Below are 529 nucleotides of genomic sequence, written 5' to 3'. Positions count from 1 at the left end.
GTGTGGTGGGCGCTTTTGCGTATTCCGTACGGCGAAACGGCACGCTAGCGCGGCGTCGCGGCGCAGCTTGAACGGGAACCAGGCGGCGCCGTTTCCGCGCGGGCTGTCGGCGGGGCGGTCGGGCATACTCCCGTATCGCTCATCATCCCGTGCCACCGCGTTATCGGCTCGGACGGCAGCCTTACCGGTTACGGGGGTGGCATAGAGCGCAAAAAAGCGTTGCTGGCTTTGGAAAAAGCGCACAGTAGCGCGAAAGATTAGGCAGTGTGGACTGGATAAGGGGAAAGAGGCAAAATGGGAAGCATGAAAAAGAATTAAAGCATTCACCGGCACGATATAAGCGACGAGGCGTGAGAGCGGATAAAGGCTCTGCTGTACGGACAGGCAGGGAAAACGCGGGGCAACTGGCGGTCGTCGAGGTTTATGATTGCGCCGAGTTTTGCCGCGTACCGGTATTCCGCCGCGGGCGTCTCGTTCGACGTGAACATGACGCGCTCGCCCCTAATGCCCGCCCGTTCGGACAGCACCA

At 60.7% G+C, this 529-nt stretch carries 2 pseudogenes; one reads left to right on the top strand and one right to left on the bottom strand.

Annotated features, from left to right (window positions below):
• Nucleotides 1-78 precede the first annotated feature (78 nt).
• Nucleotides 79-261 (top strand): annotated as a pseudogene (locus AWU74_RS10895) (methylated-DNA--[protein]-cysteine S-methyltransferase); the annotation flags it as partial.
• A 62-nt stretch (nt 262-323) separates the two neighbouring features.
• Here the strand turns inward: AWU74_RS10895 and AWU74_RS12095 are convergent.
• Nucleotides 324-529 (bottom strand): annotated as a pseudogene (locus AWU74_RS12095) (diaminopimelate decarboxylase); the annotation flags it as partial.

The sequence above is a fragment of the Treponema endosymbiont of Eucomonympha sp. genome, from assembly GCF_001028545.1.
Note: the sequence above shows the minus strand (reverse complement) of the source record. Positions and strands in the feature narration are given on the sequence as shown.